Source organism: Emticicia soli (assembly GCF_037860775.1).
In the GTDB taxonomy this organism is placed as follows: Bacteria; Bacteroidota; Bacteroidia; order Cytophagales; family Spirosomataceae; genus Emticicia; species Emticicia soli.
Genome location: NZ_JBBEWC010000004.1, coordinates 134,211 through 160,101, shown reverse-complemented (window position 1 = coordinate 160,101; position 25,891 = coordinate 134,211). Strand labels below are relative to the sequence as shown.

Here is a 25,891-nt window from a genome sequence, read left to right as displayed (position 1 = left end):
TCATTTATAATACGTATCCCGAAACCACTTCTTTAAAGCCTTATATTCGGCATTGTCTTTGGCTTTAAACCAAAGTTCTTTAAATACCTGTGCTGCCTGAGCTTTTTCGTTGGTCAGGGCATCGGTTTCTTGTGGCAATATGGGGTTGTCTTTAAACTTGCTTCCACTCGAGTATGGGTATTCAACAGCTTCTTCTCTTGGCTGTTCTTGGGCATACTTTTGTCCGCTGGCATGGTTGGCATAGCGACGGGCACGGGTAAAACCCATTTGCAGGTATTTACGAGCCATATCGGCCCCTACAAAATCTTTTTCTTTCAGGTATTTCTCAAATTGCTCATAAATAGCCTTGCTTGATTCTCGGGCTATTTCAACAGTTTTAAACCGCCATAGCGGCAGCAATTCAGATTTATATGGCTCAACCAACAATACGCCTTGTTCGCCAACACCAATGCGGTAAAGCTCCGGGTGCAGCCGAAAGTCTGTGTTTTTAAAATCTAAGTTGTAGTTGAATTTATTCATGGCTAAAAATCTTTTATTAATTGGTGTGGTTTCATGATTCAAATTTTTACTAAATTGAAGCCCAATACGTATTATTAAACGCTGCTGTTGACAAACAGTTTAAAATCTTTAGATACGCTCTATGAAACTCCTAAAAACAATACTTTTTGTTTTTATTTCTGTCTCTGCTTTTTCTCAAAAAAACTATGTTGATGGATTTATTATTCTAAAAAACCAAACTGATACATTAAAAGGAAGAATTGACGACCAGGACTGGATAAGTAACCCTACAAGAATCAATTTTAAAGATGTCAATAATAGTGAGCAATCGTATGAGATTGCAGAATTAAGCTCTTTTGGGATAACTGGGAAAGAGAATTATCTGGTTGCAAAAACAGACTTAGATATAACACCATTTACTACAAATGCATTACTTAAAGACCGTAATCTGATTGTTAAAAAAGACGTCATATTAGCGTTTTTAGTTTTGCTAAAAGCAGATTATACCCTCTTATATTTAAATGATGATACAAATAAACAGCATTTCTTTTACAAAGAGGGTGAAAAGATTACTGAATTAATCAATCATAGTTTTTTGGAGGAAAGAAATGGGAAAGTATTTGAGTTTAATAATAAATTGTATCAAAAGCAGTTAGAACTCTTATTTAATAATTGCGCTAAGACAATAAAAACCAATAATCTGACTTATGAGATTCGTACAATGACAGACAAATTTATTGAGTTTAGCGAGTGTATTGGTTGTAATTACACCTGTTATGTGAAAAAAAAAGAAGATAAAGGTATTTTTGCGGTAGGTGTAATGGCGGGTATAAGTTCTGATAGAAACCTCGTTGCTCATGGGGTATATACTACCTATTTCTCTTCAAAAACAATTGTTCCGAATATGTTATTTGGTTTAAGTGTCTCCTTTTTTACTAAAAGAAATCTTAACCGGACTAGTTTTGTATTTGAAACTTTCTTTAATAGAGAAAATGTAAAAATTGAGGCTCTAAACTATTCGACTAGTATTAATTATCTGAATTTTGTTCCACTTATGAGGCATCAGTTTAATATTAGGTCTAAAATTAAGCCTTTTGTAGGAGGTGGTATTCATATTAAGCATATCCCTACCTTTAATTCTGGAATACAAGTATATGGTCCCCCAATAAGCATTTTTTTAGTTGGTGAAGGAGGGATTAAATGGAATAATCTACTTGCGTCGGCTCGTTTTAAATTCATGCCGCAAAAGAATAGCGAAGGTATAACCGTTTATAAGCAAGATGGGGTAGATAGAATCATATATGAAAGAATAAACTTTCAGTTTAGCCTTACATATTTGTTGTATACTACTGCTAAAAAAGCTAAGTAACAAAACAGAAACCACATTTGGAAAGTTAATTTTTGGCGCCACTTATAGTACCATGAAAAACTTCACCTTTATTGTTGATAATTAAGGGCGTTGAAGACCGGCCCAGGCCTATACTATTTAAAGGAAAACTCCATTTTTGTTTGCCTGTATTGGTATCTAATGCAAACAGGGTTTTAGTTGAATTTACATATACAGTAGATTGATAGCAATTAATCGCACCACCAAAGTTGCTAGTATTGTAGTGCCATTTTTTTGAACCGCTTTGGGCATCAATAGCATATAGATTACCGCTACCGACTGAATAAACAGTTTTGTCTGCGATAAACGGAGAATCAGAAGTATCTATTATATTATCAGAGTCGCCAAAACTCCATTTTTCTGTAAAATTACTTAAATTGATTGCCAGTAATTTACGGTCATTATGAATATAAAGTAATCCACTATCAATTGTTGGCGACGAAAAACCTGTATAATTCAGATTAGATATATTCCTTTCACCACTAGTTAAATTGTATGAAAAAAGAACATTGTTAAATGTATAATAACAAATACCATTGTGTATAGCAGGAGAAGAATGTGCTAAATGGAATCCTTGTGGTTTTCTAAATTTACCATTAGAAAATACCTCGTTTTGTATTCGGGCATTTTTTATTAGAGTGCCCCTTTCTGCATCAATTATCTGTAAGCCTGTTCCAGTAACAATGAATACCATTCCATTGTAAACCGTGGGAGAAGAATCCATAAATGTCTTAGAACTAAGCTCCCATATTACTTTTCCATCTTTGGTATCTAAACAGTATAAGATACCATCCTCGATCCAATCATACGATATAAAGTATATTTTATCATTCACAACCATAGGAGAAGATATAATACTTTTATATGTTATAAACTCCCAATTTTTAGTGCCTTTCTCAAGATTTAGGCTAATTATTCCAGCGGTTTCACGAGAATTGCCTGTAGTTGTTATAAACAATTGTCCTTTGTCAAAAGTAGGGGAAGAACCTATATAAGGATAGAATTTGTAGTCCCAGATTTTTTTTCCTGATGCCGCATCCAATAGATAACAAGTACCTTGGTCTTCGCATACAAATACGTAAGCTTCTACGGGAATATCGCTTATCACTACAGTCTTTTCAAGTGAGTCTCTTTTTTCGGCATTTTGAGCAAATAACTTTACAGCATAGCTCCCATTCTGCTTATAAATATAACTAGGGCTTTTTTCTGTAGAAGTTTCTCCATTGCCAAAGTCCCAAGAGAAATTTGTAGCATCGGTAGAAGTATTTGTAAACTGAACTTCACCGTTTTTGCCAATTTTGAAATCAAAAATAGCCTTAGGTTCGAGAACATCGCTTATTACTACAGTCTTTTTAAGTGAGTCTTTTTTTTCGGCATTTTGAGCAAATAACTTTACAGTATAGCTCCCATTCTCTTTATAAATATATTTAGGATTTTCTTCAGTAGAAGTTTCTCCATTACCAAAGTCCCAAAAGAAATTTATAGCATCGGTAGAAGCATTTGTAAATTGTACTTCGCCATTTTTGCCAATTTTGAAATCAAAATTAGCTTTAGGGTCTTGAGGTTTTAAATTTTTCTCTTTATTAAAACAACTTTGAGTAAAGCAAATAATAAGAAAAGCGATTAAAGAAAGGCTTAAAAATTTCATTTTGATTAGTACAGCTAAACTTAGTTAGGTTAATGAGCATAAACTGAAAGCAAAATAACTGATTTAAAACTAAGATTAGTGTTATCTATCAATAAAAGTTTAACTATACCCTACCTCAACCCAAAATCATACCTTTCATGCACAATGCGTTTCAGAATACCTAGTTGGCCGCAGTGCCACATGGTGTGTTTGATATTCCAGTCTATGGCTTCAAATTTGGTTTTGGCAATAGGGTGGGGCATTGGTGTAGGAACTAAGGGCTTTTCGAGGTCTTCGATGCTTAGGGCTTGTATAGTACTGATTGACTTTTGTGCTATGAGTTTTAAATGATTTCTCAGCTCTTGAGGTTTTGTTTTTCCGACACATTGATGGGCAGAAGTATTATGAAAAAGTGCTGAATAATCTTTCATCGGAATTTGTTGTAGTATATCCATCTGATGCCCGACAGTTACCATTACGGAGTGATAATAATAGCTGATTACCAAATGTCCCACCTGCCAACTTACATTTGAATCTACACCGTCAGGAATAATATCCCATTGTTCATCAGTAATATTGTCGATAAGTTTATTTACCCAATTGTAAGCACTTTCGGTTTGCTTTACCAATAAATCAAGTTCATTCATAATTCTGTATGTATGTTTAGTGTTCTACAAACTTATACAATATCAGAACTATGTGCATTGACCTAGGTCAATAAAGTAGTATTGCTCATTTTTTTCCTGATTCGGCTGATGGTTTCAGGCTTTACATGTAGATAAGAAGCAATCATGTATTGCGGAATACGCCTGGCGAGGTCTTGCCGTTGGGCAATCAGTTTTTCGTAGCGCTCTTGCGCCGATTCTAGTAATAAAGATTTTATTCGCTCGTGGGCTCGTAGAAATAGCTTTTCGTTCATAATTCTGCTCATGCGCTCGATAAATGGGTGTTGGCTTCCCAGTACTTCAAGGCTTTGGCGGCTTATGATGTGTATCATACTATCTTCAAGCGCTCTGATTTCTTTGAGTGAGGGCGTTTGGGTCAAGAAACTATAATAATTAGTGATAAAGCCATTTTCAAAGCCAAATTCGTCTATTATTTCTTCGCCATCTTTGTTATATACACATACCATTAAGCCTTGTTCTATCAAACCCACAACATGGCATATCTCACCTTCTGCAATAAAGATTTCGTTTTTCTTTACTTCTTTCTTCTTGAATTCAGCCAGAAATATGCTCGCCTCTTCCTGACTTATGTCAAAAATTTTACAGATTTGTTCTTTGAGTTTTTCCAATCTATTCAGCGTTAATCTTTTCAAAAGTAAGTAATACACATTGAATCTACAAAGAGCATAACAGCAGGGTTTTGAATTATTATAAGCGCATAAGGTGCTTAAATCGGCTATTTAATCCTTGCTACCCCCGGTTACACACTGAATTAGAGATTGGCTTAAAGCGCCCCAAAGAGTGCCCCAATATGATTTGGTCGGAACGCGTGTGTGATCAATAGTGCCTACTCGCAGGTTGTCTTTCTTACTTGGGTTCGAGTCTTTCAGTACCAGATTGTTTATTAAAAACGTAGGTACGTGACGCTTTTTAAACAACCTGAATCTGCGGGGTTTCTCTTGTACTGTATCTTTCTTTTCGCCTATTTTTAAAAGCGTAGCTTGCAGATTTTCATAATATAAAGTACCCGAACCTGTTACCCGATAGTCGTCTCCTTTGAGCTTAAAAACATACTTATTTACCTGCAAAGATTGTACGCTTACTTTCGTAAGCGCAACAGTGATGTTGTTGATAGAAGTGCCCTCAAAACTACCTAATTGCCCTTCGCAGGTGAAATCACCTTTTTTAGAAGGCGTATTGAAAGTAAAATATACGTTCAGGCTACCTCTGTTCATAAAATAGGTATGAAACTGAGCTTTACAGATAGGGTTTTTCAGTAGGGGCAGGCTATCATTTGTTGCATTAAATATCTTGCCTTTTATTCTGTCAAAGCTAATAGCGCCAGTCAGTTTTGCCTCGGGGTCATATTCGGCATACGAAACGCTTACATTGCTTATGTTTACGGTATCAATATTAAGCTTTAAATCAAGTTTTTTCAACATCTGGTGAGGATATTCCCCCACTTTATTACGTTTGGCTCTCAGGTAACGCTTATCATTAAATACCTTTACAAAGCCGCTATCAATACTTAGCGTTTGTGCATAAAGTTTATTGTCAGGAAACAACATTTCGGGCTGGATTTCCTTGATAAGAATATTTTTAAACATCACTTCAGCACGGTCTTGCCCGCCCGATACTTTGCCAAAAGTCATGTTGCCTGCCCGGGGTTTAAGATGGTAGCTGCTCAGGCTTAGTTGCCTGTTTTTGAGCGAAAAAACGATATTTTTGAATATATTATCATTCAACTGTTTTTTATCAGGCAAATTAATTTCTTTGATAGAAAAGGTATAATCATCAGCATAATAGACCTTCTGGGTGGATTTATCAGCAAGAGAATCAAGCAGTATGTTTGTAATTTGAATGTCAAGATTCTTAATAGTACTTTTCTTTGCTTTTGCAGATTCCTTGTTTTCAAAAGTCAGGTCTACATTTCTAAGTAAGACACTATTAATGTACAGAGATTTAACAAATTTAGATATTAACTGATAAGGCGTTTTTCTTTCTACCGAATCAATAGTTTTGTTGTAAGGCAGGCTTTTATGAGAAACAGTAATAGTTGGGTTATCTATACGTACAGAGTTTATATCGAGTATTTTAGTAAAAATAATAGCTAGTGGAGAAACACCCGTAAACTTTACGCTAGGTACATGGATTGACAGTAAATCGTCAGGTGCTTTCTGAACTTGATGTAGTCTTTTATAAATGAGGGTATCGGGTACAAAATGTGCGTCAGAAATGACAATATCGCCAATAATGGGATTGTAACGTATATCAGAAAAGGAAATATGGTATAAGCGATTGGTAGCTTTTAGCACACCTTTTTCAATGCGGTTGCTTACGATGGGTTTTAGGAAGAAAAAACCAACGATGGTCAGGACAATGAGCAGAATCAGAATACTACTTATGATACCAATTGTAATTTTTTGCCATCGATGCTTAATTTTCATAGTGGTTGTGGAATTTGTATAAAAGTACCATGCAGGAGACGAGGCATGGTACTTCCGGAATTAATCTTAGTCTTGTGAAAGTACTAAAGCACTATATGGCCCTACTGAGATTTGACCCATAATAGTTCCATTTTCTATAGTTGTATCAACTTCTACACATTCGGTATGTATGAAGTCTGATTCGTAAGTTTTGGAATCACCATTGAAACGCACCAACCATTTTCCTTCTGCCGGAAACCTGATTGGATAGTCAAGAATAGTCTCGTGCGAGAAATTCATCACGACTACTGTAGTATCTTTTGGCCCTCCCTGATGCCATCTCTGGAACGCAATCAGTTTTTTCTCGTGGTCTAGTGCCAGCACTTCGGTATGTTGACCCATCAATCCAGCCGAAACGCCTGTAAGATTCCTGCGTAGATGAATCATGTCTTTATACATATTCGAAATACCCGATAAGTTTTTCAGGCGTCCCCAGTCTAGTGGCTCAGTATCCTGAAACCAGCTATCCTGCTGAATAGTTTGCCCTTGAAAAATCATCGGAATTCCAGGCGAAGTTAAAACCATTACCGCACCCAAAGTAGCTTTTTTACGGGCATACCATCCTGTTGCGTTACCGGGTTCTACCTCTTCGGCTACTCTTGCACGGCCGTTGGCTACTTCGTCGTGCGATTCTGTAAATACTACACGACGCATGGCATCGTCGCTATAACGATTAAATAAAGCCGAGCAAATCAGGTTCATGTCTACGTATTCGTCTGATGCCTGTGTAAGCACATTACGGAGCGGGTGTACAAAGTCGGCATCCCATTGAGACCCATAACCTAAGCCACCATCATGAACATTGTCGGTTATGAAGTTTTGCCCATGCATATCTTCTGCTACAACCAGCGCATTCGGAAAACGTTCTCTTACTTCGGTATTAATCCATCGTATCATGTTCAATCCCTCTTGCAAATCATGTGCAGGATTTCCGTCGGCGTGTACATTTCTGATATAAGGCACCATATCCATTCTGAGGCCGTCAACCTTATAGTCTTCAAGCCACATAATGGCATTGTCTTTAATATAACGCCCAACTTCAGGACGTTCATAATCCGGACGGGTATCGCCCCAAGGAGTTATCGAACGCCAGTCGTTATAGAAATAAATACCACCTTTGCCGTTTTCGTGCCAGCCGTCAAATTGCCATAAGTCGAGGTCCGAAGGCCCAAAGTGGTTATAAACAACATCTAATACTACTGCAATACCCAATTTATGGGCTGCCTTAATAAAATCTTTAAAAGCTACGGGTCCGCCATATTCGGTTTCGATTGCAAAAGGGTGAGCAGGGTTATAACCCCACGACACACCACCGGCAAACTCGAAAGGAGGCATAATTTCAACAGCATTAATGCCAAGCCCTTTCAGATAAGGCAGTTTCTTGATAGCATCATGAAATGTACCTACTGTATCAGGTTTTGGTCTGTTAAATGTACCTATGTGTAACTCATAAATTACCAGTTCGTTCCAGGCAGGCATTTGGAAAGTAACATTCTCCCAATCGTATGCTTTAGGATTATATACTACCGAGTTGCCGACTGAATTGGTTACTTGTCGGGCGTAAGGATCGTTTTTGTAAAGATTTAATTCACCATTTTTAATAAAAAATTTATATTGGTCGCCTTCTTTAGCATTTTCAATATTTACACCCCAACAGCCATTCTCTCCTGCAATTAAAGGATTTGCCCCCTCGTTCCATTTATTGAAGTCTCCCACAACCGATACGTAGTCGGCATGTGGTGCCCATACTCTAAAAAAAACTCCGTGTTCATGGGGGGTAGCTCCCATTGCATTAATGTAAATTTCAGTTTGATTTTCTACGTTTCTCATACTTTTAAGTAGGTTTATATACTATTAAAGTAAAAAATCTATGCCACTACGTATAGCTGGTTCTTGGGAAAAAAAGTCTACATTGAGCCGTCAGATAATTGCTTTTATGTAAGAATTCTTTAATTTTGGATGCATAAAAATTCCCCATATTTCAGAACCAAAAACTTTGCTCTGAACAACTCCCGTTATCAAACGTGACTAAAAAAGACGCTCTTTGTAAACATAATTTTGGGTCTGGCTCAGTGCTGGCTCTTGGGTTAAAGAGGCAAAGCAGTTGCTTAATTTTTGTACTGTTTTTGCTAACGTATCTGTCTCAAGCGCAAACCCGACCACGCCCTGAAATCAACCTCGATGAGTTTATACAGCGCATTTTCTCTTTACAACAAGAAAATATTAATTACGAAGACCTATACGAAAGCCTGTTTCAATTATACCAGAATCCAATCGACTTAAATACAGCGAGTTATGAAGAACTATCGGCTTTATACGTGCTTTCGGTAGTACAAATTAAAAATCTGCTGGCGCATAGGGCACAATACGGAAACCTACTGAGTATCTATGAGCTTCAGGCAATTACGGGCTTTGATCTGAATACCATTCAGCAACTATTACCCTTTGTAGAGGTTAGCCAAAAGTTTAATATCAAGACATTGCCTGGTAGTGTTGCTAATGCGAGCGACCACTATTTGATATTAAGAGGAAGCCAGACTCTGGAAAAAAGTAGAGCTTTTAAAGAAAACAAATATCTTGGCTCACCCCAACAAATATATGCACGATACAGGTTGAGCCACCCACGAGACTTTCAGATAGGTTTAGTTGCCGAAAAGGACGCCGGAGAGAAAAACTACCTCGATTTTTATAGTTTTCACTTACAATTACAGAACAAAGGTAAGCTGAAAAACCTTGTGATAGGCGATTATCAGGTGCAATTCGGGCAGGGGCTTGTGTTAGGTGCCGGGTTTTTCTTAGGTAAGGGCAGCGAAGCCGTAACAACTGTGCGGCGTAGTAATATGGGTATAAGACCTTATAGCTCTTTGCTCGAAGGTGGCAATTTAAGAGGCATAGCGGCTACTTACCAGCTCAATAAAATTGACCTTACAGCTTTTTACTCTTATACCAAAAGAGATGCCAGTATTGACGAAGCCGATGGCGAAAGAGAGCAATACTTTAGTTCTATTCTTGCATCGGGGTACCATCGTACTGAAACGGAATTGGCCCGTAAAAACCAACTTACAGAGCAGAATATTGGCGTAAATGCCACCTTCCGTTTCCGTAATGGTTATGTGGGGGCTACTATGCTACATACACAATTTGATGCCGTGCTGATGCGCCGACCAAGGCTTTACAACAAGTTTGAGTTTACGGGTAAGCAAAATATAGTAATAGGTACAAATTTTACTTATACATGGCAGAATATCAATTTCTTTGGCGAAGCTGCCCGCAGCAGTAGCGGAGGCATTGGGCTTACAGGCGGTTGGGTAGCAGCTTTAAGCCGACAAGTAGAATGGGCTATGCATCTGCGGTATTATGGCAGAGACTTCCATAGTTTTTATGCCAATGCTTTAGCCGAAGGTAGTAGAACTATCAACGAACAGGGTATTTATTGGGGGCTTAAATATACGCCTGCAAAGAGTCTTACTTTTAGTGTTTTTTATGACCGATTCCGTTTCCCCTGGCTCAGGTATTTGGTTGATGCTCCCTCGCAAGGTTTCGATTATTTATTCAGGGTATCTTATCAGCTCAATCATAGAGCACTTTTATATGCACAATACCATGCCGAGCATAAAGGAAAAAACCTGCCTGATAATACTACTCCGCAAGACATTGTGGTAAATACTATTCGGGAGAATATACTTGGCAATTTTGATTATACTATTAACCGGGCATTCAAGATTCAGAGTAGGGTACAAATAAACACTTTTCATTACCAAGGCAGAGCAAAGTCGGTAGGCTATGCGCTTATGCAAGATATAGATGGAAATATCAAAAAACTGCATTTAAAAGGTAGAATAGCATATTTTGCTACCGACGATTATGACTCCCGTATTTATGCTTTTGAAAACAACGTCTTGTATGCAGTTTCTTTTCCGGCTTATTATGGTAAAGGGCTACGGATGTATCTGATTGCCAGATATGCTTTAAATAAGCATCTGGATTTATGGGCACGCTATGCTCGTACGCAACTACAAAACCAGCATAGCATCGGTAGCGGTAATGATACCATTGAGGGAAACCATAAGTCAGATGTTAGTTTGCAGGTGAGATATAAGTTTTGAAGATATTAAATTGATTATTATAACCAATATTCTGAATTCTTAATTTCGCCTAAATTGCATATATTTAAAAAAACAATAAAACAATATAATGGAGCAACGGGAACAAGTAATAAAGCAGTATATAGCGGCTTATAATAGCTTTGATGTTGAGGGTATGTTGAAAGATTTAGATGAAAACATTAATTTTGAAAACATATCGGGTGGAGAAGTCAATTTGAGTATTACAGGCATATCGGCATTTAGAGAGCAGGCCGAAAAAGCAAAAGCTTTTTTCGTATCTCGTAAGCAAACTATTACTGCGTTTAGACATGACGCTAATCAGACAGAAATAGACATAGATTATCATGCTGTTTTAGCCATTGATTTTTCGGATACTTTAAAAAAAGGTGATACGCTTAATATGAAAGGAAAATCTGTGTTTAATTTTCTTCATTCAAAAATTACTTCTATTACTGATGTAAGCTAAAACCATGACAACAAAACCTACACAAAAAGAAAAAGCGCTAAAGCTCTATGCCTTGCACCATACAGGCAAATTGTTGATTTTGCCCAATATCTGGGATGCACTGGGTGCTATCTTGCTCGAAAGCCTTGAGTTCTCTGCCATAGCAACAGCCAGTGCCTCAATAGCTTTTTCGAATGGCTATAACGATGGCGAACAACTGCCTTTTGCTGATGTTCTGGCACGCCTCAAGCAAATTGCCAATAGTGTAGCTGTACCTGTTACTGCCGATATTGAAAGTGCCTATGCTACAACTGATGCCCAATTGCGCAATAATATAAATCAATTGCTAGATACAGGCATTGTCGGTATAAATATAGAAGATACTAATACCGATACAAAGGCAATATATTCGCTTGAAGAGCAATGTAAAAGAATACGCATCATAAAAGAAGTAGCGCAGGAAAGAGATATTCCACTTTTTATAAATGCCCGAACCGATGTATTGCTACATGGACAGCTTTTTAAAGGCGAAGAAGAAAAATTTGATGAGATAATAAAGCGAGGGCTTGCCTATAAAGAAGCCGGTGCTGGTTGTTTTTATCCGATTCTTATGAAAAAAGAAGAGGATATAAAAAGACTATATGAGCTTATCGAATTCCCGATTAATGTGCTGACTTTCCCTGGCATTCCCCCGTTGAAAAACCTTGAAGAAATAGGAGTAGCCAGAGTAAGTTTAGGCCCTAATTACCTGAAACTAGCCCTGAAAACCATGAAAGACATGGCTACAAAACTAAAAGACTACGATGGCCTAAGCGAAATTATTAATAATGATGTAACGAGCGATTATGTGAAGAGCCTCATAAATAGAGAACTACAATAATCTCATTAGAGATAAATTTGTGGGTTGTTTTGCCCTTTTTTACCCATTCCCATATAGTATTCTTTGTCTTTATCTACTTGGCATGAAGTTTTTGAGTTTTATCCTAACAAAAGTATTTATCAACTCAATTGATTAAGACAATGGAAACTACACACAAAAACACAAACAAGGATACAAAGGATAAGTATTCTACAAATGCCGATGATGATTTTTCAGGAACACAAGGCAAAGAGTATGCAGGAAATAGAAAATCAGAGGCTACGGTTAATAACCCTGGCAGCGTGAATCGTTTGCGAGGCTTAAAATCAGATGCTAATGCAAAAACAACAGGAGCACGCTCAGACAACAGGCTTTAATAGCTGATACCAACAAAAACGCGATTCAGGACTCGTCATGATTGAATAATAAAAAACGTGGTGGTCGGTTCGTAAGATATAAAATCTGTGTTGAACACTATTTTCGATGATTGTTTCCATAGCTTTATTATTTTAAATCACGCGATAGGCTCTATCGCGTTTTTGTTTTTATTAATTTTAAACATTCCTCATTTTCTGTTAGAAAAGTTATCTATCAGTAATAAAAAACTATACCAAACACACTTGGAGATATTTTGCAGAATTACTGATAATGTTTGGTCCAAAGCTATACTACACCTAGAGATGCTACTGTTATACGTGGGTTTATTCTTCCTCATTATCTTTGTTACTGTTGACAATATGCTACAAAAAAAGCCTTTTTGAGTTAATATTCAGTCAGGTATATTTTTGCTGAATTTTAGTGTGCAGGCTCATAAAACAGATCAACTGTTTTTATTGAACAAACTGCCTCATAAATGGTTTATTATAAAGACTTAACGACAGATTGGTATTAAGCCTTTGTTGTAATTAATACGTGTATATCATGAAAACGAAAGCTGTAATTTTTGTAATAAGCAGTGCTTTTCTTCTTAATGCCTGTATAGGCCCTCAAACTTGCTTATATTGTGTTAGCTTCACCAACAATTCCAATCAACCTGTTCAATTTGGTTGGGGAAATCGTTCGATGGGAAATATAAAAATGATAGAAGTGGAAAATCAGAAAACAATTGATTTTAGTTTCTGGTCAGACGAGAGCCCACTGGGTAGTTTTCTTCAAGATGGCGATTCTGTAATTGTTGTACTTGCCAACGGCAAAAAAATTATTGATGTGAAACAATGCGAGGTAATAAATGGCGAAATTAACTGTAAGCAAGAAGCCCGTAGTTTCTTTAATCCAAAGGCTTATTCAAGATACCAGAATAGTATGCTTAACAAAAGCTGCGGAGGCGTAGAGTATGTATTTACCGATAACGATGCACTAAGAGCACAATAAGACTTATGCTTATTGAAAATATTTATTGAGTATTTTTATTAAATACTTAACGACCCTTACAATTTTTGTAAGGGTTGTTGGCGTTTTCAGAGGGCTGTTATGAACACGCAACCAATAAACATACACTTTAAACACAACATAAAAAGTATTATAAAGAATAATACCCGTTGGGTGAAATTAAAAATATATTATCCCTACGGGATACATTACTCTGATATTACTATTTTTACTACCGATATATCGTTCCGATGGGACTGAAAAATATCCCGTAGGGATGTCATATTGGTAGTAAAAATTAAACGATTTAAGAGCGAAGTCCCGTAGGGATGATATCTTAAAATCTGAAAATCTATTTCACCCAATAGGTATAAAGAATAATAACAAACTGTACATAGGGGTTTTTATAAATAGCATTGTCTATTAGTATATCAAAGCTTGTTAGAGTTCATATTTAAAAATACCTAATCGGATAACATTATGAAAAAAACTATTACCCTTATACTGCTTATTGGCCTTTCATGCGTTGCTTTTGCTCAAAGTACAACCCTTAACAAAAAACTTAAGATTCAAATAAACAAGAATGTTGAATTGCTGGGGCTTGCCTATTTTATTGGTTTTGAAGGCAACGATATCGAAACCAAAACGATTGATGTAAGAGGTAAGAAAATGCCTAAAAAAGACTGGCACAATTACGGATACAGCATTTATGAAAAGTATAAGAAATTTGCCACAAACGAGAGCCTCGCAACAAGCTTTGCAGTAGCCGACCACCTTTGGTTAGATTATCTTATCGCATTTTTGGTACAAGTAGACGCTTGCCCGAATGCCCAACTGACAGACGCAATTGCAGAATCATATTATATCAATTTCTCGAAGACCAAGAATCCTAAAGAAGCAAAAGAAAACGTAATAGTATTTTTAAGTGGGCTCAATGCCTTCAGTAAAGAAATTAATTTTGAGCAGTATTTAGCCGACTCACAAAAGTATTATGAGGTTGCTCTTGAAGAAGTAAGAAAAAGCCTGCCCGAAACCGATTTTATAAGTGCTATGGAGAACTTTTATAAGGGTAGTTTCAATACCTACAACCTTGTGCCAAGCCTTACAATACCAAAAGGCATGGGCTTTGGGATAAGGTACACAAAAGACAAGCAAACGCATATCTACAATGTATTTGGGGCGCTCGATTTCCAGCAATTTTCAGGTGTTAATACTCTGCAAATGGGTTTTGCCGATAAACAAAGACTAAGAGAGCTAAGTGTGCATGAGTTTGGGCATTCGTTTGTAAACCCAAGTGTAGATAAATTGCCTGAAAAACTGATAATAGAAACCGAAAGTTTACTGGAACCCATGAGACTGGTGATGTCGAACCAGGGCTATAATACCTGGCGTGCCTGCTTGTATGAGCATTTTGTGAGAGCAGGAGAAATTATGATTGCAGAGAAAATAGGTGATAAGCAGGGAGCTAAAAATTTACTAAATTCCTACCTACAAGACCGACGCTTTGATTATATACCAACTATAATTACGGAGCTTCGAAAATACGATAACGGGCGATACAAAACTTATGATGAAACACTGCTGGCTGCTATGAAAGAAATTGCAAAACATAAATAAGTGTTGTAATATTGGCCGATAAACCAAAATACAAATACTTCTATGAAAAATACAAGCCTGAAAAACCTAAGTTTGGCCGAACTACAGAAAAGAGAAAAAACTTATAAAGGAGTTTTAGGAGGAATAATCGGCGTATTGTTTGTGCTAATAGCAGCGGTAGTTTTCTTGATTGTTAAAAAGGGCTTTACGGCTATTTCAATTGCATTGATGGTAATGCCTATTAGTTTAATAGTTATTATGGCAGCTAATAAAAAAGGACTCGATGAAATTAAGGCAGAAATAGAATCAAGAGAAATCAGCAACTAAAATTCTATTATAAAAACTACTGCATTTGTAGCTATCTAAGGCATCAAAGATATATTTTCTTAACAAGGCTCTCTGTTTCAAAACAGAGAGCCTTATCTATATAGTGCCTTTTAATAAATTTTCATATAATTTTATTTTTAGCTCGTAAACATTTTTGTTCTGTGCCAATTATTTAGGTTTAACTATTATACGTTACTGGTATAAGTTTTTTATGGGATTAATATAGCCATTTAACTTTTAAAATAAGTTAGCCATGAAAAATTACATCACAGATATTGTTAAGCATAATGGAGCAAAACTAAGAAAACTATTTATTATTGGCTTACGAGATATGTATTGGGCCGAGAAGAAATTAATAAAATCGTTACCCAAATTAGCCAGAACTGCAACATCAGAAGACCTAAAAGTAGTTTTTGAGACCCACTTAACAGAAACGCAAGCCCATGTAAACAGGCTTGAACGTATATTTAAGGTAATAGATGAACCTGCTAAAACCAAGAAATGCTCGGCTATGGTAGGTTTAATAAATGAATGCGACGAAATCATTGAGTCGACTGAAGAACAAAGTAGTGTAAGAGACTGGGGTTTGATTTTTGCTTCTCAGAAAATAGAACATTACGAGATTGCCTCTTATGGTACATTGCGCACAATCGCCCACATACTGCGATATGCAGAGGTAGCAGAACTTTTACAAATTACATTAGATGAAGAGATACAGGCAAATGGTAAACTGAATGATTTGGCCGAAGCTTACATTTATATGGAGGCGGTACTCGATTAAAAACGAGAAATAATGCCTGAAATATTGAAGAATTTTATGATAAACCTTGCCAAATGGCAAGGTTTATTTGTTTTATCCTAGCTAGTCTTTTTTATTTCGTCTAGCTCTTTCTCTTTTACCTTGGCTTCTAAGCCTTCTTTTTTAATACCGATTCTGATATTGAAAAACAAACTCATGTATATATTGGCCACCCAAACCAACGAAAACACAGCTATCACGTAGCCCCGCCAGTCGGTAAATAATAATTGAAAATCGGTGATGATAATAAAAAGAATACTCACATAGAAGCTGAAACAATATTCACAAGTGAAAATATAAAAGAACTTGCGTTGCAGTAAGCGTTTTGCTTTCTGACTTTGTTTTTTGCAGTATTCTCGGGGTTCGGCAAAAATTTCTTCATGCGTAACCGTCCATGCAACACAAGAGATAGGTATTGCCAATACGAAGAGCCATATGATTTGTGTGTAAAGTGCCATAGAAATGAAATTGAGATGATAACTATGTGCTTATCAGAAAACTATATTCCATGAACTTGTGAGGAATTATTTCCCCAGAAATAGTAATAAAAAGACAACAATGCCAAAAGGTGTTTCATGTATGCTTTCTTACAGTAAAAATTTAGTGTTTTTACCTAAGGAAACAAGGGTTTCTCCGCTATTTCGGCAGTGCTTTTAAAAGTACTTTTGTGGCTCTAAAAGCTGCTATATCTCATAAAATATAAATGCTTAAGCCATGAAAAAATTACTGATTAGCACCGTTATGTTTTTTGCCATGCTTGGCTGTAGTCTGAAATCAACAATCAGAGACACAGCCCAGGATATAACAAACAATACAGTAGCTATGCTAGACGATGCCATTGACAAAATTACACAAGAGTCGGAGTCATGGCAGGCCACATTGCATGAATTAGCCGAGAACCTGACAGACGAAGCTCAAAGCACCATTCGTAATGAGGTGCAGAATCTGGCCAACAGAACCATAGCCGCGGCTGGCTCAGAGCTTCGATGTAATGTCGATTTTCTAGGTGCTAGAGTTGTACAAGCCTTGCAAAGAATAAAAGCTGAGGTGCTAAAGAAGCCAATACCAGCGCGAAACCCGGCTATTTGCCAGGTTGTCCCTTCGGCTATTGATATGAATCTGATGCCGAGTAGAAGAAATAAGGTTGATATTTCAGGTTATGATTTTGATAACCAATCATTAAAACTGTATCTGGTAACAAATACAAACCAGAAACTTGATGTTACGCATGCACTTAATAGGTTGTCGCATTATCATCTGGTGCTTAATCTGGGTAGTAATGGCGTTTTATTGAATAATGCCAGTAAACACCTAATACTGGAATATAAAAATAATGCAATGTCTTCTATTGCTATTACGCAACCTGTTGTGCCCGATTGCAAAGAAGAGGAAGTATCGTTTTCGCCCGATGTAGTTACTTATATGCCACCACGTACTCGTGGAGACAGAGATTATGGTGGAAATGGCCCAAGCGTGACTTCAAATGTGAAAATTTATGTAGATAACAATACCATTAAAGCAAAGGTGAAGATGCTTGCCAGAGAAACAAAAAGTGATTGGACAACGGCTGAGGGAGAATCTGTTTTTACGATTTATACAGCACCATCTAGCAGAAGAATCGTAAGTATTGTAAGTGATAACGAAACCAGTACAAATTATTTAGACAGCAACCACGCAGAAGATTTTTTTGAAACAGGTAGTGGCGAGCTAATTAAACGATTTGCTTTTGTTGGCGATACCGCCGGAGACGAAGCCGGCACCCGCACACGGGTAAAGGTTACTTTCAACAGAGTGCGGGTAAAACTGAAAGAAATTGGAAATTGTAACGAATAGTGCCTGAAACGCAATATTTTTTACGTACTACCTATTATTAGTATAAAACAATGTATGTCTTAGATGCCTCGGAATATTTCTTAATGAAGCATTCCGGGGCTTTCTTTTACCACTCAGTAGAAATATCTACCTGTTCAGCCTGAAAAATTATTTACTTAATCTTATTACTCCCATATTTACTCCAGAAATCTTTACATGCTTTTACTTTAACTGCTATGCTTTTATTCTGGATATTTTGGGGTATCGATGCCACCGTGGCTTTAGTAGCTCTGTATTTTTTCTTTATAGGTTTAGCCGATGGCTCTGTTTCGTCGGTCAATATTACAATCTGGGCTGCATTGTTAGCAGTTTTAGCTGCATTGTTGATAGGTACACTCTATCTGAAATCGGGAGGGAATCTGACACTGGCAAAAATCCTGACCGGAGCTCTGGCAATACCTGCGCTCTTGGCTGCACTTGCCATTATTTTTATGGTAGCTTCAGGTACAAAGTGGAACTGATACCAGCGGTTAATCGGCCTTATTTACTTTCGACCATAAAACAGTTAGTAAACCAGATAAAGCTCCCAAAATAAGCCAATACACAGGAGCCCACATCAACAAAACAAGTTGAGGAGCAAGGCTGCGGTTATAATCTTCTATATGTTGTTTTTCTTCGGGGTGGCTCAGGAAATAATCGTTGGTTAGAATAAGATGCGTAAAAGAGATACTTATACCTACTACTATGGCATATCTGAATCCGAGCCAGAACAGACCTTGGTCTGCTGTTCTGGCTGCAAAGTAACCAATGACAACAATGAGCACGGGCCACAGAAAAAGTTCAAATTCAGCCGGTAGTACATAAATGGTAACAAGGCCGATACTAATACCGGCCACCGAGGCATACAAATATCGCTTCAACATGGCTAAGTCGTAGTCTACTTATACTTAATCTCGTTCTGGTATATACACGTTAAAAGTAGCCCCAATGTTTGGTCTTCCAAACACCTCTATGAGGCCCTCATGATTCTGAACAACTTTACGACAGATAGTGAGGCCAATGCCCGTACCCGAATACTCTGTTTTTCCGTGTAAACGCTGGAAAAGCTCAAAAATCTTGTTTTCGTATTGTTGCTCGAATCCTATACCATTATCTGTAAAACTTATTTTCCAATACTTTTTATTATTAATAGCCCTTGCGTCGTCTATTTCTTCACCCAACATCAATTGGGTTTTAATCACTATTAGTGGTGTAACGTCTTTTTTGCTATATTTAATTGAGTTTGAAATAATATTAGTGAATAACTGATAAAACTGCGTAGGTATAATATTGAGCGTAGGCAGCGTATCTGCTTCTATTATTGCTTTTTTCTCTTCTATTCTCTCGCTTAAGCTTTGTTTTGCTTCATCAAGTAGCACATTCAAATCGGTTTTGGCAAATATCGCCTCGTCGGTTGTCATTCTTGAGAAATTCAACAAGTCTGCTAATAGGCTTTTCATGCGTTGTGTTGACCTGATAATGCGCGAGAAATAGTCTTGTGCTGTTTCAGACAATTCTTCTTTCAGCATAATACGCTCAGTAAAGGCCTGGATTTTATAGAGTGGGTCGCCCAAATCATGAGATGCAATATAACTAAACGAGGCCAGTTCGGCATTGCTATGCTCAAGTTCTATATTTTTACTTTCAAGTTGCTGGAAAGTCTCAAGTAATTTTTGCTCTTTTAGGCGAAGCTCTGTCAAATCAATGCTTATACATAGCATACCAGTAGGTACTCCTTTTTTATCTTTACGCACATCGCCTTTAGAATAAATATAGCGTAAAGAACCTTGCTTATCATAGCGGCGATACTCTGATTCAAAAGCCTCCCCTGATTTTCTTGATTTTTCAATTGCTTCTCTCAGTATCTCAATATCTTCAGGGTGCACACGCCCAAAAGTATCAAAATCTATTACAATTTCTTTAGGCTTATAGCCATACAGGCGGTAGTTTTCGTCTGACCACTGAATTGTATTACTTGCAAAATCAATCTCCCAACTGCCTATTTTTCCTATGCGTTGCGATTCTGATAACTGTGCTTCACGTAGCTGAAGGTTTTTATTCAGTAGTACATCTTCAGTTACATCTTGTAGGCTGGCTACCAGCATATTTTCAGTACCAAGGCTTAATATACCTCCTGTGCCTTTTATATATTTAAGCGAGCCATCTTTGGTATAAGCCCGAAACGACAACTCACTTATTTTTTTCTTTACCAGCAGTTTCTTGCTTATTTTTTCTAAATCGGGCAGGTCATCGGGGTGTACAAAGCTTTTTAGTTTTTTTACGGTCGGTGTAAAATCTTTTGGCTTATAACCGAAAATACGGAAGAGATTATCAGAATAAGTAAATTCATCGGTTTCCAAATTCCAGGTCATACTACCCATTTTAGAACTCACCTGGGCTCCCTCAAAAGCTCTATTCTGAATGATTAGTTTTTTATTAAGCTCTTCTAACTGTGCTTGCGTTCGGCTCAGGTGTTCTTGTCGGTTAATCAATTCCTGATTCATCGAAATCAGTTCTTCATTGCCCGACTGTAATTCCTCTTTTGAGGTTTCCAGTTCTTCGTTTAGTGTTTGTAACTCTTCACTACTACTCAATAATTCTTCGTTGGCATTTTGTAGTTCTTCGTTAGCCGCTTCCTGGCTCTCGGTAATATTCAGGATATCCTGGCGTATCTGTGCCAATTCTTTTTCGAGTTGCTCAATGTGGAGTTCCTCAAAGCTCTTTTTGTTCCTCTTGGTGCCACGTTTATATGGCTCCGATTCTGTTGGTAAAACAGCTCTTTTACTAAATACAATCAGGAAATGCAAGGCAACTGATTGCAACAAAGGAATGACCTCAATCGAAACCAGATAAGACTCAGTGCCATGCTTCACTAATATATTTTCTTTGTTTACTACCTCTTTTTCTGCATGCGCTTTATGTAAGAGATTCCGCAAATCAAAGGCTAATTCTTTGCGCACCATTTTGAGCACATTCAGGCTTGCTTTGCCAGGCGATGGCATAAAAAACAACGAGGTATCACCTCTGAAATGAATGATGTCGTTCTGGTCGCTCACAATTACACAAGGTGGCGTATAGTGATTCAGCAGTATTTCATCAGCATTTTTCTGAAAATCAGCCTGACTTATCATGGGTGTATGGATTGTATCGGTTTTATAGTTTCTGGTTTCGTCAATACTTTCATGAGAGTCTTGTGTAAAATGGCTAGTGGTATATTTTCGGCTGAAGAATTTATCGTGATTGCTGATAAGCGTAAACAAATCAGATACTACATTGGCAGTTTCTGACTTGCCAAGCCATAAAACCCCTTTTTCTTTAAGGGCATAATGAAAAGTTGTAAGGGCTTTTTTCTGTAAGAAAGTAGTCATATAAATGAGTACATTCCTGCAAGTAACCAAATCTATTTTCGAGAAAGGAGGATCTTTCAAGAAGTTATGTACGGCAAAAACACAACTGTTTCGGATGGTCTTATTTATCTGATAAGTATTATTATCAACCTTAATAAAATAAGTATCTAACAAATGTGCCGGAATAGCCTGTATATCTAAGGCATTGTAGGTGCCTGAGCGTGCTTTGGCAATATTACTTTCTGAAATATCAGTGGCAAAAACCTGAATTTTTATGTCTGGGGCACGTGAAGATAAAAAATGATGCAGACTTATGGCAATAGAATAGGCTTCTTCGCCCGACGAGCAACCGGCTACCCATATTCTTATAGTACTTTGGCTTAATTTACTTTCTAGTAAGTGAGGAAAAACTCTGTCGGCTAATGCCTGAAACGTTTTAGCATCACGAAAGAAAGAGGTAACAGGTATCAGAAAATCTTTTAGTAAGAGTTCAAGTTCTTCTTTGTTAGTTTTCAGAAACTCGTAGTATTCGGCAACATCTTCGTATCGGCAAAGACCCATGCGGCGGGCTATTCGGCGGCGAAGTGTAGACTCTTTATAATAGCTGAAATCGATGCCTTTGTGCTGACGAACCAGAAAAATAATTTGTTTAAGAATCTCTTCATAACTGCGAGGGATAGACTTTTCGTCGTCGCCAGGATAATTCTTGTCAACTACCTGTTGTAGCTTTATTAATTGCTCAGGTATTTTTTCAACAGGTAAAACAAAATCTACTGCTTCGGCTTCAATAGCGTTTTGTGGCATCTGCGGAAAGCCGGCAGACTCAGGTATTTGCGCAAAGGTAATACCGCCGTATTTTTTTATAGCTTTTAAGCCAAAGGTTCCATCATTGCCATTACCTGAAAGTACTACGCCAATGGCATTATTCTGATGTATTTCGCCAAGAGAATTGAAGAAAATATCAATTGAATAAACTACGGGATTTTCATTATCACGAGGCAGCAACTTTAATACACCATCAACAGTAATTAATATTTTGTTTTCAGGAATTACGTAAATGTGGTCAGGTTTTATATTAATATCGTCGCTTATCTCCAATACAGGTAACTCGGTATGACTAGATAGTATTTCGGGTAAAATACTATCGTGGTCTGGATGTAAATGTAAAACCATTACATAGGCCATACCCGAATTTTTAGGAATTGCAGCAACGAATCGTTGAAATGCTTCTACGCCTCCGGCAGAAGCCCCTAAACCAACTATTGTGAAATCTTGTGGGACGTGCGAAAGTAGTGCAGAGTGTTTTTTACTCATAATGGACAAGGGTTAGTCGAGTCTAATGGGTAAGGTTATAAGCCAAAAATAAAGGTGACACCCTAAATAATTAGGAGAAACCAAAGTTAGGGATTTTTTTAGAATTTCTTTCTAATTTTGAAAACCTTGCATACATCAAAGTAATTGTTTTATGATTATAACCCTTCTGAAACCTTTTTGAGTTTTATTTGTAATAATAAATAAGAGACCTGAAAACTAAAACAAGAATATGGCTTGGAACCCTGATACCTACAATAAATACAAGTCAGAGCGATTTGCTCCATTTTATGATTGCCTGAACTTAATAACAATAAAGCCTCAAATTGATGCAATAGATTTAGGCTGTGGTACGGGTGAACTGACAAGGAAACTAGCCGATGCATTGCCAGGCTCAAAAGTAACAGGTATTGATTCTTCGGCTGAAATGCTCAACGACTCAAAAGCGTTTGCAAACGAGCAAGTAACATTTGAACTAAGGAGCATTGAAGAACAACTGCAACAAGCTACCAAATGGGATTTGGTTTTTTCGAATGCAGCTATTCAATGGGTAAATAATCATGAAGAAATATTACCCCGTATTATTGCTATGCTAAAACCTGAGGGACAATTGGTGATTCAGATACCTGACCAAACCCAAAATGCAGCAAACCTTATTTTGCATAGGTTAGCCGGCGAAGAACCATTTAGCTCGGCTCTTAACAATTGGAAGCGTGATACCCCGGTGCTAGATATAGAACGATACGCACAAATACTTTTTGAGAATGGCAGCAAAGGCATGACTGTTTTCGAAAAAATCTATCCGCTGGTGTTAAAAGATACCGATGCTTTGTTTGATTGGGTATCGGGCACAACCTTGATTCCGTATATCGAAAAACTGAGCAGCGAAGTAAAAAATCATTTTATTGCTGAATACAAAAAGCGTCTGAAAATCAGATTCCCAAAAACACCAGTGTTTTATCCGTTTAAGCGAATAATCATGGAAGCAAAATTTTGATTAATTAGGATTCAATCTATTATTTTGAGTTAGAATCTGTTTGAACTTTTTATTTAATGGCGAGAATGAGCCATTCGTAGGCAAAAGAAATAGGTTTAAACAGGTTCTTATTAAAGACAAGCGTATGGAATTAATTTCGATAGAAGAGTTTTATAAACAAACCAGCTATACTACTGATGACGGCGACATAATTTCTCTTTTGCCAAAAGACTATAGCAAGGAGATTGGACACTTTAATGTGTTTAATATCGCAGAAATCACGAAACAAATCAAGGAAAAGCCGGTTATGCCTTATAATCGTAGGGCTTATTATAAAATAAGCTTGATTAAAGGCAGAAATAAGGCTGAGTACGCTGATAAAGTGATTGATATTGAGAAGAACGCGCTACTCTTTGCATCGCCAAAAATTCCTTACCATTATGTGCCTAAAGATGCTAATCAATCAGGTCATTTTTGTGTATTTACTGATGAGTTCCTGATTAAAAATAAAAGTGGTGTTGTGCTTGACGACCTTCCGATTTTTAAATCAGGCGGGTATCCGGTCTTTCAGCTTTCAGATGAAGAGGTGGAAGAAATCAGTTATATATTCAGAAAAATGCACAAGGAATTAACATCTGACTACGCCTATAAATATGATTTAATACGAAATTATGTTTTAGAGTTGATACATTACGGGCAAAAATTACAGCCTATTACAGCACTATATACCAGCCATAATGCTTCTGCTAGAGTTTCGTCTTTATTCATCGAATTACTAGAGCGCCAGTTCCCGATAGAATCGCCTCAGCAGAAACTAAACCTGCGTACTGCCAAAGACTATGCCGATAGACTAGCCGTACACGTAAATCACCTAAACAAGGTTTTGAAAGAGAATACGGGTAAAACAACTACTGACCTTATCAGCGGCCGGATTATTAAAGAAGCTAAAATATTACTTAAGCAAACCGACTGGAATGTGTCTGAGATTGCGTACTCGTTGGGGTTTGAAGAAGTAGCACATTTTTCTAATTTCTTCAAAAAACAAACGGCATTCACGCCACTAGGCTTCCGCTCCTGATTTGATTCTTATCCCTTCAACCTCACCGGTATCCAAATTTCTTCTTCAGAGTCTGAGGAAGCATTTTTGTATTTGGCTCCTAAAAGCTCAAAATGAGGGCGGTTGTCGAGTATGTACTCAGAATTAGGAAGCCATGTACTAAAAATATATTGAAATGTACTTGTGTCAGTGTTTGAACCTTTGTGTAGAAAAACAGCATACAGGCCACCCACAAGCGTAAATGTTTCCATGCCCTCAGGTATAGTATCAAAATTGGCCACTTCAATAGCTGCCCATTTCTCGAAAGACCTATGAGGGTTGAAATGTGTAAAAAAATCAGGTTCATATACCTGTAATGAGTAAAGGTCGTTCCCTATTGCTTGTCCAATAATTTTGCGCAGAGGCATAAAACTTCCCCATAATTCACCTGTTTTGTTATTGGCAAAAGACATTGTCAGGCGCTTGCCGATTAGCTTTTTTGCTTGTAGAGTCTCAAATCTAGGCTTTTTCATTGTTAGTTTGTTGAAAACATAATAGACATATGTTTTTAATCACACAAAGCAGTTGCAGCAGGATTATTGGCGAGCTCAAACATCTTCTCTAATTGCGAATAAGTGGCTCTATCGGTAGAGAGTTCCAGATTTGGTAAGTCTTTTTGGTTTACCCAACCTATGCCCGATGTTTCGTTGGTTTGTGTTAATAGTTCACCGCCTGTTACTTCACACAAAATAAAAAACTTATAAACATACCAGGGTTGGTACGGATGTGGGTGCATTTTTTTATCAAATACTGCTAGTAGTCTTGTGGCTTTTACTTTCAGTCCGGTTTCTTCCCAAGCCTCTTTTTCGGCTACTTCAAAGGGTGTATAACCAACATCGGCCCAGCCACCGGGAATTGTCCATTTATTATTATCTATTGTTTCCTGTACCATCAATAGCTCGTCAGTACCTCGGAAAATAACAGCCCTTATATCTACTTTTGGAGTCTGGTAACCAATTTCTTCAGGTAAAAGTTGAATAACATGCTCGATAGAAACATTGCTTAGTTGTGCCAGAATTTGCTGTCCAATAGTATTAATTTCCTGATAACGTTCACGGTCATATTCACTTTCGGCATAAGCTAGTCCGGTTTGAGCAATGGCTTGTAAACGCTGCGAGACAGCCAGCCAGTTGAGTGAGTTCATGTT

Annotated in this window: 24 protein-coding genes; 13 read left to right on the top strand and 11 right to left on the bottom strand. The window is 37.3% G+C overall.

All coding sequences use genetic code 11. The features are described 5' to 3' along the window. Positions 1 to 519: a DUF4385 domain-containing protein gene (locus WAE64_RS06460; RefSeq protein ID WP_340235430.1), complete on the bottom strand. Its 519-nt coding sequence runs from the start codon at positions 517 to 519 to the stop codon at positions 1 to 3. A 121-nt stretch (positions 520 to 640) separates the two neighbouring features. Between WAE64_RS06460 and WAE64_RS06455 the strand changes: the two genes are divergently transcribed. Then, complete coding sequence (locus tag WAE64_RS06455; RefSeq protein ID WP_340235429.1) at positions 641 to 1,867, top strand: hypothetical protein; 1,227 nt, start codon at positions 641 to 643, stop codon at positions 1,865 to 1,867. Positions 1,868 to 1,892: 25 nt separating this feature from the next. Here WAE64_RS06455 and WAE64_RS06450 read toward each other — a convergent pair whose 3' ends face one another. The 5 genes from WAE64_RS06450 to WAE64_RS06430 form a co-directional block, all read right to left on the bottom strand. Beyond that, positions 1,893 to 3,533 carry an outer membrane protein assembly factor BamB family protein gene (locus WAE64_RS06450; RefSeq protein WP_340235428.1) on the bottom strand — a complete coding sequence of 547 codons (1,641 nt, stop codon included), beginning with the start codon at positions 3,531 to 3,533 and terminating at the stop codon, positions 1,893 to 1,895. Positions 3,534 to 3,643: 110 nt separating this feature from the next. Continuing rightward, positions 3,644 to 4,159: a DinB family protein gene (locus WAE64_RS06445; RefSeq protein ID WP_340235427.1), complete on the bottom strand. Its 516-nt coding sequence runs from the start codon at positions 4,157 to 4,159 to the stop codon at positions 3,644 to 3,646. Between the two features lie 62 nt (positions 4,160 to 4,221). Next, positions 4,222 to 4,806, bottom strand: a complete 585-nt coding sequence (locus WAE64_RS06440; protein ID WP_340235426.1) for a Crp/Fnr family transcriptional regulator — start codon at positions 4,804 to 4,806, stop codon at positions 4,222 to 4,224. Positions 4,807 to 4,917: 111 nt separating this feature from the next. Beyond that, positions 4,918 to 6,624, bottom strand: a complete 1,707-nt coding sequence (locus WAE64_RS06435; protein ID WP_340235425.1) for a hypothetical protein — start codon at positions 6,622 to 6,624, stop codon at positions 4,918 to 4,920. Between the two features lie 66 nt (positions 6,625 to 6,690). Further along, positions 6,691 to 8,493: an alpha-amylase family glycosyl hydrolase gene (locus WAE64_RS06430; RefSeq protein ID WP_340235424.1), complete on the bottom strand. Its 1,803-nt coding sequence runs from the start codon at positions 8,491 to 8,493 to the stop codon at positions 6,691 to 6,693. Positions 8,494 to 8,789: 296 nt separating this feature from the next. Between WAE64_RS06430 and WAE64_RS06425 the strand changes: the two genes are divergently transcribed. The 8 genes from WAE64_RS06425 to WAE64_RS06390 all read left to right on the top strand — a co-directional run bounded on the left by WAE64_RS06425 (position 8,790) and on the right by WAE64_RS06390 (position 16,145). After that, positions 8,790 to 10,769, top strand: coding sequence for a helix-hairpin-helix domain-containing protein (locus tag WAE64_RS06425; RefSeq protein ID WP_340235423.1), 1,980 nt, complete (start codon positions 8,790 to 8,792; stop codon positions 10,767 to 10,769). 88 nt (positions 10,770 to 10,857) lie between these two features. Beyond that, positions 10,858 to 11,235 (top strand): nuclear transport factor 2-like protein, encoded by a 378-nt coding sequence (locus WAE64_RS06420; RefSeq protein WP_340235422.1) that lies wholly within the window; start codon positions 10,858 to 10,860, stop codon positions 11,233 to 11,235. 4 nt (positions 11,236 to 11,239) lie between these two features. Next, positions 11,240 to 12,094, top strand: coding sequence for an isocitrate lyase/PEP mutase family protein (locus WAE64_RS06415; RefSeq protein ID WP_340235421.1), 855 nt, complete (start codon positions 11,240 to 11,242; stop codon positions 12,092 to 12,094). Between the two features lie 140 nt (positions 12,095 to 12,234). Continuing rightward, positions 12,235 to 12,450: a hypothetical protein gene (locus WAE64_RS06410; RefSeq protein WP_340235420.1), complete on the top strand. Its 216-nt coding sequence runs from the start codon at positions 12,235 to 12,237 to the stop codon at positions 12,448 to 12,450. 544 nt (positions 12,451 to 12,994) lie between these two features. Then, complete coding sequence (locus tag WAE64_RS06405) at positions 12,995 to 13,444, top strand: hypothetical protein (RefSeq protein WP_340235419.1); 450 nt, start codon at positions 12,995 to 12,997, stop codon at positions 13,442 to 13,444. A gap of 477 nt (positions 13,445 to 13,921) precedes the next feature. After that, positions 13,922 to 15,058 carry a DUF4932 domain-containing protein gene (locus tag WAE64_RS06400; protein ID WP_340235418.1) on the top strand — a complete coding sequence of 379 codons (1,137 nt, stop codon included), beginning with the start codon at positions 13,922 to 13,924 and terminating at the stop codon, positions 15,056 to 15,058. A gap of 42 nt (positions 15,059 to 15,100) precedes the next feature. Next, positions 15,101 to 15,364 carry a hypothetical protein gene (locus tag WAE64_RS06395; RefSeq protein WP_340235417.1) on the top strand — a complete coding sequence of 88 codons (264 nt, stop codon included), beginning with the start codon at positions 15,101 to 15,103 and terminating at the stop codon, positions 15,362 to 15,364. A gap of 253 nt (positions 15,365 to 15,617) precedes the next feature. Further along, the gene (locus WAE64_RS06390) at positions 15,618 to 16,145 is read left to right on the top strand and encodes a YciE/YciF ferroxidase family protein (RefSeq protein WP_340235416.1); all 528 of its coding nucleotides are present in this window, start codon (positions 15,618 to 15,620) and stop codon (positions 16,143 to 16,145) included. A 77-nt stretch (positions 16,146 to 16,222) separates the two neighbouring features. Here the strand turns inward: WAE64_RS06390 and WAE64_RS06385 are convergent, their stop codons facing one another. Next, complete coding sequence (locus WAE64_RS06385; protein ID WP_340235415.1) at positions 16,223 to 16,621, bottom strand: hypothetical protein; 399 nt, start codon at positions 16,619 to 16,621, stop codon at positions 16,223 to 16,225. Between the two features lie 256 nt (positions 16,622 to 16,877). Between WAE64_RS06385 and WAE64_RS06380 the strand changes: the two genes are divergently transcribed. Together WAE64_RS06380 and WAE64_RS06375 are read left to right on the top strand one after the other, a co-directional pair. Next, positions 16,878 to 17,996 carry a hypothetical protein gene (locus WAE64_RS06380; RefSeq protein WP_340235414.1) on the top strand — a complete coding sequence of 373 codons (1,119 nt, stop codon included), beginning with the start codon at positions 16,878 to 16,880 and terminating at the stop codon, positions 17,994 to 17,996. Positions 17,997 to 18,211: 215 nt separating this feature from the next. Then, a complete protein-coding gene (locus WAE64_RS06375) occupies positions 18,212 to 18,496 on the top strand; it encodes an osmoprotectant transporter permease (RefSeq protein WP_340235413.1) in 285 nt (94 codons plus the stop codon). 9 nt (positions 18,497 to 18,505) lie between these two features. On the opposite strand, the gene WAE64_RS06370 is transcribed toward WAE64_RS06375, so the two are convergent. Then, on the bottom strand, positions 18,506 to 18,898 hold the full coding sequence (locus WAE64_RS06370) for a hypothetical protein (protein ID WP_340235412.1): 393 nt from the start codon (positions 18,896 to 18,898) through the stop codon (positions 18,506 to 18,508). A 24-nt stretch (positions 18,899 to 18,922) separates the two neighbouring features. Then, positions 18,923 to 22,675 (bottom strand): CheR family methyltransferase, encoded by a 3,753-nt coding sequence (locus WAE64_RS06365; protein ID WP_340235411.1) that lies wholly within the window; start codon positions 22,673 to 22,675, stop codon positions 18,923 to 18,925. A gap of 229 nt (positions 22,676 to 22,904) precedes the next feature. Here WAE64_RS06365 and WAE64_RS06360 point away from each other — a divergent pair, with 229 nt between their 5' ends. Both WAE64_RS06360 and WAE64_RS06355 read left to right on the top strand, forming a co-directional pair. After that, a complete protein-coding gene (locus WAE64_RS06360; protein WP_340235410.1) occupies positions 22,905 to 23,669 on the top strand; it encodes a methyltransferase domain-containing protein in 765 nt (254 codons plus the stop codon). Positions 23,670 to 23,793: 124 nt separating this feature from the next. Next, the gene (locus tag WAE64_RS06355) at positions 23,794 to 24,726 is read left to right on the top strand and encodes a helix-turn-helix domain-containing protein (protein ID WP_340235409.1); all 933 of its coding nucleotides are present in this window, start codon (positions 23,794 to 23,796) and stop codon (positions 24,724 to 24,726) included. Positions 24,727 to 24,734: 8 nt separating this feature from the next. Here the strand turns inward: WAE64_RS06355 and WAE64_RS06350 are convergent, their stop codons facing one another. Then, on the bottom strand, positions 24,735 to 25,217 hold the full coding sequence (locus WAE64_RS06350; protein WP_340235408.1) for a GyrI-like domain-containing protein: 483 nt from the start codon (positions 25,215 to 25,217) through the stop codon (positions 24,735 to 24,737). Between the two features lie 35 nt (positions 25,218 to 25,252). Continuing rightward, positions 25,253 to 25,888 carry an NUDIX hydrolase gene (locus WAE64_RS06345; RefSeq protein ID WP_340235407.1) on the bottom strand — a complete coding sequence of 212 codons (636 nt, stop codon included), beginning with the start codon at positions 25,886 to 25,888 and terminating at the stop codon, positions 25,253 to 25,255. Between the last annotated feature and the right edge of the window lie 3 nt (positions 25,889 to 25,891).

Excerpts from the sequence above, each read along its gene's own strand:
- WAE64_RS06460 (WP_340235430.1), bottom strand. The coding sequence starts at position 519 with ATGAATAAATTCAACTACAACTTAGATTTTAAAAACACAGACTTTCGG.
- WAE64_RS06455 (WP_340235429.1), top strand. The coding sequence starts at position 641 with ATGAAACTCCTAAAAACAATACTTTTTGTTTTTATTTCTGTCTCTGCT.
- WAE64_RS06450 (WP_340235428.1), bottom strand. The coding sequence starts at position 3,533 with ATGAAATTTTTAAGCCTTTCTTTAATCGCTTTTCTTATTATTTGCTTT.
- WAE64_RS06445 (WP_340235427.1), bottom strand. The coding sequence starts at position 4,159 with ATGAATGAACTTGATTTATTGGTAAAGCAAACCGAAAGTGCTTACAAT.
- WAE64_RS06435 (WP_340235425.1), bottom strand. The coding sequence starts at position 6,624 with ATGAAAATTAAGCATCGATGGCAAAAAATTACAATTGGTATCATAAGT.
- WAE64_RS06430 (WP_340235424.1), bottom strand. The coding sequence starts at position 8,493 with ATGAGAAACGTAGAAAATCAAACTGAAATTTACATTAATGCAATGGGA.
- WAE64_RS06420 (WP_340235422.1), top strand. The coding sequence starts at position 10,858 with ATGGAGCAACGGGAACAAGTAATAAAGCAGTATATAGCGGCTTATAAT.
- WAE64_RS06415 (WP_340235421.1), top strand. The coding sequence starts at position 11,240 with ATGACAACAAAACCTACACAAAAAGAAAAAGCGCTAAAGCTCTATGCC.
- WAE64_RS06410 (WP_340235420.1), top strand. The coding sequence starts at position 12,235 with ATGGAAACTACACACAAAAACACAAACAAGGATACAAAGGATAAGTAT.
- WAE64_RS06405 (WP_340235419.1), top strand. The coding sequence starts at position 12,995 with ATGAAAACGAAAGCTGTAATTTTTGTAATAAGCAGTGCTTTTCTTCTT.
- WAE64_RS06400 (WP_340235418.1), top strand. The coding sequence starts at position 13,922 with ATGAAAAAAACTATTACCCTTATACTGCTTATTGGCCTTTCATGCGTT.
- WAE64_RS06395 (WP_340235417.1), top strand. The coding sequence starts at position 15,101 with ATGAAAAATACAAGCCTGAAAAACCTAAGTTTGGCCGAACTACAGAAA.
- WAE64_RS06390 (WP_340235416.1), top strand. The coding sequence starts at position 15,618 with ATGAAAAATTACATCACAGATATTGTTAAGCATAATGGAGCAAAACTA.
- WAE64_RS06385 (WP_340235415.1), bottom strand. The coding sequence starts at position 16,621 with ATGGCACTTTACACACAAATCATATGGCTCTTCGTATTGGCAATACCT.
- WAE64_RS06380 (WP_340235414.1), top strand. The coding sequence starts at position 16,878 with ATGAAAAAATTACTGATTAGCACCGTTATGTTTTTTGCCATGCTTGGC.
- WAE64_RS06375 (WP_340235413.1), top strand. The coding sequence starts at position 18,212 with ATGCTTTTATTCTGGATATTTTGGGGTATCGATGCCACCGTGGCTTTA.
- WAE64_RS06370 (WP_340235412.1), bottom strand. The coding sequence starts at position 18,898 with ATGTTGAAGCGATATTTGTATGCCTCGGTGGCCGGTATTAGTATCGGC.
- WAE64_RS06365 (WP_340235411.1), bottom strand. The coding sequence starts at position 22,675 with ATGAGTAAAAAACACTCTGCACTACTTTCGCACGTCCCACAAGATTTC.
- WAE64_RS06360 (WP_340235410.1), top strand. The coding sequence starts at position 22,905 with ATGGCTTGGAACCCTGATACCTACAATAAATACAAGTCAGAGCGATTT.
- WAE64_RS06355 (WP_340235409.1), top strand. The coding sequence starts at position 23,794 with ATGGAATTAATTTCGATAGAAGAGTTTTATAAACAAACCAGCTATACT.
- WAE64_RS06350 (WP_340235408.1), bottom strand. The coding sequence starts at position 25,217 with ATGAAAAAGCCTAGATTTGAGACTCTACAAGCAAAAAAGCTAATCGGC.
- WAE64_RS06345 (WP_340235407.1), bottom strand. The coding sequence starts at position 25,888 with ATGAACTCACTCAACTGGCTGGCTGTCTCGCAGCGTTTACAAGCCATT.